General features: G+C 76.4%; 9 protein-coding genes and 1 pseudogene. 4 read left to right on the top strand and 6 right to left on the bottom strand.

Annotated elements, in window-relative coordinates; all coding sequences use genetic code 11:
- Nucleotides 1-184 (bottom strand): annotated as a pseudogene (locus ABD823_RS01035) (histidine kinase); the annotation flags it as partial.
- 251 nt (nucleotides 185-435) lie between these two features.
- Between ABD823_RS01035 and pflA the strand changes: the two are divergent.
- Nucleotides 436-1,611 (top strand): pyruvate formate-lyase-activating protein, encoded by a 1,176-nt coding sequence (gene pflA / locus ABD823_RS01030; protein WP_344854809.1) that lies wholly within the window; start codon nucleotides 436-438, stop codon nucleotides 1,609-1,611.
- A 121-nt stretch (nucleotides 1,612-1,732) separates the two neighbouring features.
- Here the strand turns inward: pflA and ABD823_RS01025 are convergent, their stop codons facing one another.
- Entirely contained in the window at nucleotides 1,733-2,887 is a 1,155-nt protein-coding gene (locus ABD823_RS01025; RefSeq protein WP_344854807.1) for a saccharopine dehydrogenase family protein, read from the bottom strand.
- Between the two features lie 213 nt (nucleotides 2,888-3,100).
- On the opposite strand from ABD823_RS01025, the gene ABD823_RS01020 reads away from it, so the two are divergent.
- The 3 genes from ABD823_RS01020 to ABD823_RS01010 all read left to right on the top strand — a co-directional run bounded on the left by ABD823_RS01020 (nucleotide 3,101) and on the right by ABD823_RS01010 (nucleotide 5,932).
- A complete protein-coding gene (locus ABD823_RS01020) occupies nucleotides 3,101-3,607 on the top strand; it encodes a cation:proton antiporter regulatory subunit (RefSeq protein ID WP_425566548.1) in 507 nt (168 codons plus the stop codon).
- A gap of 9 nt (nucleotides 3,608-3,616) precedes the next feature.
- On the top strand, nucleotides 3,617-4,777 hold the full coding sequence (locus ABD823_RS01015; protein ID WP_344854805.1) for a cation:proton antiporter: 1,161 nt from the start codon (nucleotides 3,617-3,619) through the stop codon (nucleotides 4,775-4,777).
- Nucleotides 4,778-4,981: 204 nt separating this feature from the next.
- The gene (locus ABD823_RS01010; RefSeq protein WP_344854823.1) at nucleotides 4,982-5,932 is read left to right on the top strand and encodes a serine hydrolase; all 951 of its coding nucleotides are present in this window, start codon (nucleotides 4,982-4,984) and stop codon (nucleotides 5,930-5,932) included.
- Between the two features lie 18 nt (nucleotides 5,933-5,950).
- Here the strand turns inward: ABD823_RS01010 and ABD823_RS01005 are convergent, their stop codons facing one another.
- From ABD823_RS01005 to ABD823_RS00990, 4 genes are all read right to left on the bottom strand, one after another.
- Entirely contained in the window at nucleotides 5,951-6,433 is a 483-nt protein-coding gene (locus ABD823_RS01005) for a hypothetical protein (protein ID WP_344854803.1), read from the bottom strand.
- Nucleotides 6,430-7,944, bottom strand: a complete 1,515-nt coding sequence (locus ABD823_RS01000) for an ATP-binding protein (protein WP_344854801.1) — start codon at nucleotides 7,942-7,944, stop codon at nucleotides 6,430-6,432. Before ABD823_RS01000 ends, ABD823_RS01005 begins: the two co-directional genes overlap by 4 nt.
- A 7-nt stretch (nucleotides 7,945-7,951) precedes the next feature.
- Nucleotides 7,952-8,626, bottom strand: a complete 675-nt coding sequence (locus ABD823_RS00995) for a response regulator (protein WP_344854799.1) — start codon at nucleotides 8,624-8,626, stop codon at nucleotides 7,952-7,954.
- Nucleotides 8,627-8,944: 318 nt separating this feature from the next.
- Nucleotides 8,945-9,637 (bottom strand): aspartate/glutamate racemase family protein, encoded by a 693-nt coding sequence (locus ABD823_RS00990; protein ID WP_344854797.1) that lies wholly within the window; start codon nucleotides 9,635-9,637, stop codon nucleotides 8,945-8,947.
- Nucleotides 9,638-9,726 lie beyond the last annotated feature (89 nt).

Raw genomic sequence — 9,726 nt, 5'->3', positions numbered from 1 at the left:
CGGTCGCCGCCTCGGTGATGCGGCGCAGCACGGTCTCCAGGTCGAGGTCGCTGCCCACCGAGACCACGGCCTCCAGCAGCGCGTGCACCCGGTCCCGGGTCGCGAGCACCGTCTCCAGCCGGTCACGCAGCTCCGCCAGCAGGTCGTCCAGCCGCATGTGCGGAAGCAGAGATCCCTCGCCCACGCCCGTCCCCTCCGTCCGTCGGGCCAGACCCACCCCCAAGTCTTCCACCCGGTCCGGGCGGGAGCGAAGACAGGCACCCGCCCCCGGGCGGGGGCGGGCGCCGCGTGGGACGGGCCCGCCGTGCCGCGGGCGCCCCGCCGGCCCGCGCCGGAGGTCCTCGGCGCCGCGTGAGCCGCCGCGGCCTCCTCGTGACGAAGGTCCCTGCCCGCGGTGACGTCCGGCTCCGGTCCGGGTCCCTCCCCGGGGCGAACATGAATGCGGACGGTTTTCCAAGGCGGAGGTCCCGACGAACCGCCATCGCCTGCTGCGTCTCGGCGATGCCGGTGGGCCGGCAGATGCAGTTCTTCGGCGCCCGGGTGAACCTGGCCAAGACCCTGCTGTACGCGATCAACGGCGGCCGCGACGAGATCACCGGCGAGCAGGTCGGCCCCGCGCACCCGCCGGTCACCGGCGACCGGCTCTCCTACGACGAGGTCGCCGCCGCCCTGGACCGGATGATGGACTGGGTGGCCGAGACCTACGTCGACGCGCTCAACGTCATCCACTACATGCACGGCAAGTACGCCTACGAGCGCATCGAGATGGCGCTGCACGACTACCCGGTCAAGCGCACCCTCGCCTGCGGCATCGCCGGCCTGTCGGTGGCCGCCGACAGCCTGTCTGAGGTCCCGACGGCGGTGCCCGCCGCGGCCGGGCCCGCCGCCGGGACCGCCGGGCCCGTCACCGGCTCCGTCCACTCCTGGGACATCTCCACGGGGGTGGACGGGCCCGGCACCCGCTTCGTGGTGTTCGCCTCCGGCTGCCCGCTGCGCTGCCTGTACTGCCACAACCCCGGCACCTGGCGGATGCACGACGGCACGCGCACCACGGTCGACGCGCTCGTGGCCCGGGCCGAGCGCTACCGCCGGTTCATCCGGATCGCCGGCGGCGGCGAGCCGCTCATGCAGCCGGCCTTCACCGGCGAGCTCCTGCGCCGCTGCCGCGAGACCGGCCTGCACACGGCGCTGGACACCTCCGGCCACCTCGGGCACCGGGCGAGCGACGCCCTGCTCGCCGACACCGACCTCGTCCTGCTGGACGTCAAGTCGTGGGACCCGGCGGCCTACCGGAAGGTCACCACGCGCGATCCCGACCCCACGGTCCGCTTCGCCCGCCGCCTGGCCGAGCTCGGCCGCCCGGCCTGGGTCCGGTTCGTCCTGGTGCCGGGCCTGACCGACGCCGAGGAGAACGTCGACGGCCTGGCCGCCTTCGCCGCGACCCTGCCCAACGTCGAGCACGTCGACGTGCTCCCCTACCACCGGATGGCCGAGGCCAAGTACGCCGGGCTCGGCCTGCCGTACCCGCTGCCCGGCACCGAGCCGCCCTCGGCGGAGCTGCTGGAGCGGGTGCACGCGCAGTTCCGCGCCCACGGGGTGCGCAGCCGCTGAGCGGCCGGACCGCGCGAGCGGCGTACGGCGGGCCGCCCCGCCCGCGCGGCGGGGACGGTCGTGACTCTCACGTCGTGCGGGGCGACGGCGGACCGCCCCGCCCGCGCGGCGTGAACCGGGGTCAGCCCCGGGACAGGACCCGGAAGGTGATGCCCGCCCGCTCCAGGCGGGCGGTCAGCGCCTCGCCCATCGCCGCGGCGGTGGTCGTCTGCCCCGACGTCTCCGGCAGGTCGTCGAAGGCCAGGCAGAGCGCCGACTCGGCCAGCATCTTCGCCGTCTCGTCGTAGCCGGGATCGCCGCCCGCGACCTCGGTGACGACCCGCTCGCCCCCGCCGCGCCCGTCGAAGGTGACCTTGAACCAGCCCGCGGCCCGCTGCTCGGGGGTGGGGCCGTCCCCGGGCCGGAAGCGCTCCAGCAGCGCCGCGCGCACCGGCGGGATCTGCGCGAGCACGGCCAGCGCCCCGGCGCCCGCGGCCAGGCCCAGTGCGCCGGGCAGGGTCCGGACCGCCGCGTGGTGGCGGTAGACGAAGTCCGGGCCGTAGCGCTCCAGCGCGCGGGCCGAGCGCGCGACGATCCGCGGGTCGAGCGTGGGCAGCGGGAGCGCCCATCCGCCCACCCGGTGCGGCGGGCCGGGCACGGCCCGCACCCGGCGCCCGGCCGGGCGTTCCTCCAGGCGTCTCCGCTCGCGGGCGGCCGACGCGCTCTGCCGGGCCCGGGCCAGCACCGTGACGGCCGAGTGCACGGTGCCGGCCGACGGCCGCCCGCCCGCCCGCACGTACCCGTCGACGCGGAGCGGCACGCCCTCGGGCAGCCGCCGGACGGTGAAGTGCACGCCCAGGTCGTGCGGGACGGAGTCGAACCCGCAGGCGTGCACGAGCTTGGCGCCGGTCTCCCGCGCCCGCGCGTGGTGGCGGGCGAAGACCAGGTCGACGAACTCCGGCTCGCCGGTGATGTCGGCGTAGTGGGTGCCCGCCTCCGCGCAGGCGGCGGCCAGCGGCTCGCCGTGCACGATGTACGGGCCCACGGTGGTGGCGACCACGCGCGCGCTGCGGGCGACCCCGGCCAGCGAGACCGGGTCGGCGGCGTCGGCGTGGAGCAGCGGCAGCTCCGGCCGGCCGATCCGCGCGGCGACCGCCTCCAGCCGGGCCCGGCTCCGGCCGGCCAGCGCCCAGCGGCAGTCCGGGCCGGTCGCGCGGGCGAGGTAGGCGGCGGTGAGCGCGCCGGTGAAGCCGGTGGCGCCGAACAGCACGAGATCGTACGGGCGGTCCTCTGGCATGGGGGAAGCCTCTCCCGCCCATAGCCCCCGCGCAAGCCCCGCCGCGCGCCGCCGTGCCGCAGTCCCGCCGCGCGCCGTCCCCTGCCGCCGTCCGCGCCTGCGCACCGCGCACGGGCGGCGCCGCACCCGCCTCTGCGGTCCCGGCCCCGCCGACAGACCGGTTCGGTGTCCGACGGCGTCGATTGGTAGTTTTCGGGGAAACATGATGGCTACATGGGAATGCGGAGGATCGGCGCGGTGGAAGTCGAGCAGACGGCGTTGCCGGGGATCGGGCTGCGGCACGAGTTCACCACGCGCTCCGGGCGCCGGATCGGGATCATCTCCCACCGGACGGGCCGCCGCGATCTGGTGATCTACGACAAAGACGATCCCGACCGGGCCTGCGAGGTCGTCAAGCTCAACGACGAGGAGGCCGACGCGCTGGTCGAGCTGCTCGGCGCGCCGCGCATCGTGCAGCGCCTCAACGCCCTGCACGAGGAGGTCGAGGGGCTGGTCAGCCTCCAGTTCCCGATCGTGGCCGGCTCGCCGTACGCCGGGCGCCCGATGGGCGACGCCCGGGTCCGCTCCCGCACCGGCGCCTCCATCGTGGCCGTGGTCCGCTCCGGCCAGGTGGCGGCCAGCCCGGCCCCGGACTTCCGGCTGGAGGCCGGCGACATCGTGGTCGTCGTGGGCAGCCCGGAGAGCACGTCCGCCGTCGCCGACATCGTCGCCCACGGCTGAGGGCCGCGAGTGCACCACGTCGCGATCCTGTTCCTGGAGCTCGGTGCCGTCCTGCTCGGGCTCGGCGTCCTCGGGGCGCTGGCGCTGCGCGTCGGCATCTCCCCCATCCCCCTCTACCTGATCGCCGGCCTGGCCTTCGGCACCGGCGGCATCGTGCCCCTCGCCACCAGCGAGGAGTTCATCGCCACCGGCGCCGAGATCGGTGTCATCCTGCTGCTGCTCACCCTCGGCCTGGAGTACAACGCCGACGAGCTCGTCACCAGCCTCAAGGGCAACGCCCGGGCCGGCCTGGTCGACCTGGTGCTCAACGCCGCGCCCGGCGCGATCTGCGCGCTGCTGCTCGGCTGGGGCCCGGTCGCCGCCGTGGCCATGGCCGGCGTCACCTACGCCACCTCCTCCGGCATCGCCGCCAAGGTCCTGAGCGACCTGGGCTGGATCGGTAACCGCGAGACCCCGGTGGTGCTGTCGCTGCTGGTCTTCGAGGACCTGACCATGGCGGTCTACCTGCCGGTCCTGACGGCCATGCTCGCGGGCCTCAGCCTGGTCAACGGGGCGATCACCGTCGGCATCGCGCTGGCCACGGTCAGCGTGGTCCTGCTGGTCGCGCTCCGCTACGGCCGGTTCATCGAGGCGTTCGTGGCCAGCCCGAACTCCGAGGTGCTGCTGCTGAAGGTCGTCGGGCTCGCGCTGCTGGTGGCCGGCGCCGCCCAGCAGCTGCAGGTCTCGGCCGCGGTCGGCGCGTTCCTGGTCGGCATCGCCCTCTCGGGCGAGCTGGCCGAGGACGCCCAGCAGCTGCTGGCCCCGCTGCGCGACCTGTTCGCCGCGGTCTTCTTCGTCTTCTTCGGCCTGCAGACCGACCCGACGAAGATCCCGCCCGTCGCCCTGCTGGCCGCGGCGCTCGCCCTGGTCAGCATGGTCACCAAGCTGTTCACCGGCGTCTACGCCGCCCGGCGCGCCGGCATCGCCCGGGCCGGCCGGGTGCGCGCGGGCATCTCGCTCATCCCGCGCGGTGAGTTCAACATCGTCATCGCCGGTCTGGCCGTGTCGGCCGGCGCCCACCCCGACCTGGGGCCGCTGGCCGCCACCTACGTGCTCATCCTGGCGGCCTTCGGCCCGCTGGCCGCGCGCCTGGTGCAGCCGCTCATCACCCGCATCGCGGCCCGCGCCTGACGCCCGGTGCGTCCCCGGCCCGCCCGGCCGGGCGGCCCGGGGACGCACCGGGCGGACGGCCCCGTCCCGGGGAGGCGGCACCCGGCCGACCGGCACGGCCCCGGTTCAGGCCCGGGCCCGGGCCCGGTTCAGGCCGGCACATCCCCGGTTCAGGCTCCGGCCTGGCCCCCGCCGGACGCGGTCTCTGATAGGCATGGGCGGGTGATGCGCTTCCTCGCCGCCCCGGTGGCGGCCTGCCTGCTCCTGACCGCAGCCCCGGCGACGGCGGCGGCCCCGCCCGCGCCCCGTGTCCCGGCCGGCACGACGGCCGGTTACGCGGTCTTCGACCGGCAGGCGAACCGGATCGTCGCGCACCGCGGCGCGCACCGCAGGTTCCGTTCGGCCTCGGTGGTGAAGCTCCTGATCGCGATCGACCTGCTGGAGTCGCGCCGGACGCTCCCCGCGCCGGACCGCGCGCTGCTCAAGGCCATGCTCCGGGTCAGCGACGACGACGCCGCGACGGCGTTCTGGAACCGCGGCGGGCAGCGCAGGATCGTCCAGCGGACGGCGCGCAGGCTCGGGCTGACCGACACCGCTCCCCCGCCGGCCGACCGGCCCGGTTTCTGGGGCTACACCTCGCTCAGCGCGATGGACGTCGTCACGGTCTACCGCTATCTGCTGGACCGCGCCGAGCCGCGGGTCCGCGACGTGATCCTCGGCCACCTGCGCAGGGCCGGGCGGTGCGGCTCCGACGGCTTCGACCAGTCCTTCGGGATCCCGAGCGGGGTCCCCGGCCCGTCGGCCGTCAAGCAGGGCTGGTCGGGGTACGGCGCCGCTCCCCCGGCCCGCTGCGCCCGCCCGGCCGCCTCCCCCGCGGCGCCGCCGTCCGCCGCCTCCCCCGCGGCGGTCCCGGCCGCGCGGTGGGCTCCCCCCTCCCCCGAGGCCGCGCCGGTCGCCGTACCGGCCGCCACGACGGCCGGTACGGCGAGCGCCGGATCCGCGGGTCCGGTCCCCGACCTGGGGCGCCCGGTGCTGCACACCACGGGGCTCGCCGGCCGCGGAGAGCGCTGGATCATGGTCCTGCTCACCGCCCATCCCGCGGGGAGCACCTGGGGGCGTTCCACCGCCCGCACCACCGCCCTGGCCCGCGACCTGTACCGCGGCGTGGCCCGCTGAGCGGACGGGCCGCCCTCGCTACCCCGGGCACCTCCGGGGGCCGAGGCTCCGCCCGGCACCGACGACGGCGACCTGGGCGGGGCTTCCCGGCGCCGCGGTGGCGGCCGCGCACACGATCTGCTCGACGGCCGGTGCGGGCAGCTCGCCGGCCGGAGTGGACAGGGTCACCACCAGGTGGCCGTCCGGTCCGGCGGTCACCGAGAACGGGCCGGCGTCGGGCGGGACGGCGGTGGTGAGCCCGTGCGCCCGCTCCCTCGCGGTGGGCCCGGCCGCCAGCAGCGCGAGCGCGTCCGCCGGGGACAGCGGGCCACCGGGCCGCGTCACCGCGTCGAGCCGGCCGTCCTCCACCAGGTAGAGGGTGACCGTGGCAGCCGGTGCGACGGGTCCGCTCGGCGGGTCGCCGACGGGGATGGCGTCGCTGGGCCGCACGCCGCAGCCCGCCACGGCGGCGAACGACACGAGGCCCGCGGCGAGCACGCGGCGGGCGGGCCCTGTCCTCACTCGGGCTCTCCGTCCGGATCGGACGCCCGCCGCGGCAGGCGCAGCGTGAAGACGGCGCCGCCGTCCGGGGCGTTGGCGACGGTGAGGTCGCCCCGGTGCAGGCGCGCGTTCTCCCGCGCGATGGCCAGGCCCAGGCCGCTGCCCTCGGATCTGGCCCTGGCCGCGCTGGCCTTGTAGAACCGGTCGAACACGTGCGGCAGCACCGCCTCGTCCAGCCCCGGCCCGTGGTCGCGGACCTCCAGGGTGATCCGGTGCGGGTCGGCGCAGAGCCGTACCGACACCGGTGGCTCGCCGTGCCGCAGGGCGTTGCCGACCAGGTTCGCGAGGATGACGTCCACCCGGCGCGGGTCCAGCCGTGCCGTCACCGCGGGCGGGAGCTCGGTCCGCACCCGCTGCGACCAGCCCCGGACCCGCAGGGTCGCGCGCACCAGCTCGGCCACGTCGACCTCGTTCGGCGCGAGGACCGCGACGCCGGAGTCGAACCTGCTGATCTCGATGAGGTCGTTCACCAGCGCGGTGAGGTTGAGCGTCTCCTGACTGACCAGCCTGGCGGCCCGCCCGGCGGGCTCGGGCAGCCGGGCCGCCTCCTCGTCGAGGACGTCGGCGACCGCGGCGAGCGCGGCCAGCGGGGTGCGCAGCTCGTGGGAGACGTCGGCCACGAACCGGCGGGCGTCGGCCTCCATCTCGCGCAGCTGCTCGACGTGCCGTTCCAGTTCCGCCGCGGTGGTGTTGAACGTGCGCGCCACGTCGGCCAGCTCGTCGGAGCCGCGGACGGCGATCCTGGTGCGCAGCTCGCCCTCGCCCAGCAGGCGTGCCGCCCGGCCGAGCTCGCGCACCGGGCGCAGCACTCCGCGGGTGGCCAGCAGCGCCAGGGCGACCGCGAACGCCAGGGCCGCCCCGCCGGTGAGCCAGGCGGACGCGGCGAGCCCGTCGATGCTGCGCTGCTCGGGGAGCAGGCTGCGCACGGCGTAGACCTCGATGCCGGACAGCCGCACCGTCCGGCCCCGCTCGGTGACCAGCAACGGCGTGCCGATGATCAGGAAGGGTGCGTCCCGCCACACCACGCGCTGCCACGCGACGCGGCCGCCGGCCACCACCCGCCGCAGCTGCGGCGGTATCGCCCCGAGATCCGGGGCCGGCGCGGCCCCGCCCGGGCCGCCGCGCCCCTGCGGCGGGTCTCCCGGCCCGCGGTGCCCCGGCGGCGGCGGCGGTGGCGCGCCGGCCGCCGAGTGCGTCCCGCGGTAGGCGGCGATCGCGAAGACGTTCCCGTCGGTCACGGCGCCGGCGATCTCGCCGAGCCCGGCCGGGCCCGGCGCCGGGTCCCGCAGCGGGAAGAGCGCCTGCAGGCGGCCGGTCATCGCCTGCACCGCGGCGTCCTGGGTCCGCTGCAGGATGGCGTTGCGGGCCTGGACGTAGATCCCGCCGGCCACCGCCGCCGCGGTGACCACGCACAGCAGCGCGAACGCGGACAGCAGCCGGGCGCGCAGCCCCGGGCTCGGCCACGGTGCCACCGCCGGCTCACACCGGCCCGAACCGGTACCCGAAGCCACGCACCGTCTGCACGTAGACGGGCGCCGCCGAGTCGTCCTCGATCTTCGCGCGCAGCCGCTGCACGCACGCGTCCACCAGACGCGAGTCGCCGAAGTACCCGTGCTCCCACACCGACTCCAGCAGCTGCTGTCGGCTGTGCACCCGGCCCGGCGTGGCGGACAGCTCGAGCAGCAGGCGCAGCTCGGTCGGGGCGAGGCCGACCGGCACGCCGCGGTGGGCGACCACCAGCGCGGCCCGGTCGATGGTCAGGTCCCCGTGCCGCTCCAGCTCCGCCTGGTCCCGGCCGATCCGCCGCAGCACCGCGCGGATGCGCGCCTCCAGCACCCTGGGCTGCACCGGCTTGACCACGTAGTCGTCGGCGCCCGCCTCCAGCCCGGCAACCACGTCCATGTCGTCGCCGCGCGCGGTCAGCATGATGATCGGCACCTGTCCGGCTGCCCGGATGCGGCGGCAGACCTCGAACCCGTCGATGCCGGGCAGCATGAGGTCGAGCACGACGACGTCGGGAAGGTCCGTGCGCAGCCGGTCCAGCCCCTGCTCACCGGACTCCACGGCGCGCACCCGGTGCCCGTGCCGGGTCAGGGCCAGGTCGAGGCCCTCCCGCACGGCCGGGTCGTCCTCGATCAGCAGCACTCGCGACACGCCCCCGGGTCTCACACCACACTCCGCACCTCGCCCGCCGGTCGATCCCGTCCAGTGTCGGCCGGCCGCGTCCCCGCCCCGTCCGCGCCGTGTCATGGTCGTGTCACGGCCGCGCGCCGACGAGCGGTGACGTGCGGCGGACGGCGCGCGCACATCGGGCGCCAATCGTAATTCGTCATGGACGGGCCACGCATCCTCCCGTCCCGGCCCGGGACCGGCCGTCCGCCGCGGTCACGCCGCGGGGCACCGGCCGCGGCCCGGGTCGGGGTCCGCCCGCACGCGCGCTCAGGGGATGCGCGGGAACGCGGCCGGGGCGCGTCAGCCGGTCAGCGCGAAGCCCGCCGCCGCCTCCGCGTGCAGCCGGGCGCTCGGCAGCAGCGGGACGGCGGTGTCCTTCTCGGTGACCAGGAGCTCGATCTCCGTGCAGCCGAGGATGACGCCCTCGGCCCCGTCCGCCGCGAGATCGGCGATGATCCGGGCGTACGCGTCCCTGGACGGTCCCCGGAGCACTCCGCGCACCAGCTCGTCGAAGATCACGCGATGGACCAGCTCCCGCTGCTCGCGCCGCGGGACGACCACGTCGAAGCCGTGGGCGGCCAGCCGGTCCCGGTAGAAGGGCTGCTCCATGGTGAAGCGGGTGCCCAGCAGGCCGACCCTGCGCATCCCCCTGGCGCGGGCCTCCGCGCCCACGGCGTCGGCGATGTGCAGCACGGGCACGCTCGCGGCCCGCGCCACGTCGTCGCTCACCCGGCTGAAGGTGTTGCTGCAGACGAGCAGGACCCCGGCACCGAGGTCCTCCAGCTTCCTGCCGGCATCGGCCAGCAGCGCACCCACCTCGTCCCAGCGACCGGCGAAGACGAGGTCCTCGACGGTCGCGTAGTCGACCGACCAGATGAGGCTGTCGGCGGAGTGGCTGCCGCCGAGCCGCTCGCGTACCCGCCGGTTGATGACCTGGTAGTAGATCACGGTCGATTCCCAGCTCAACCCGCCGATGAGACCGATGGCGCGCATGGAACTCCGTTTCTCTGACGTGCGCCGGCAGCCTGGTCGGTGCCGGCCGCGGTGACGGTGCCGCCACCGCCCTGCCGGGCGGTGCGTCG

It is taken from the genome of Planomonospora alba (assembly GCF_039534085.1).
Lineage (GTDB): Bacteria > Actinomycetota > Actinomycetes > Streptosporangiales > Streptosporangiaceae > Planomonospora_B > Planomonospora_B alba.
Note: the sequence above shows the minus strand (reverse complement) of the source record. Positions and strands in the feature narration are given on the sequence as shown.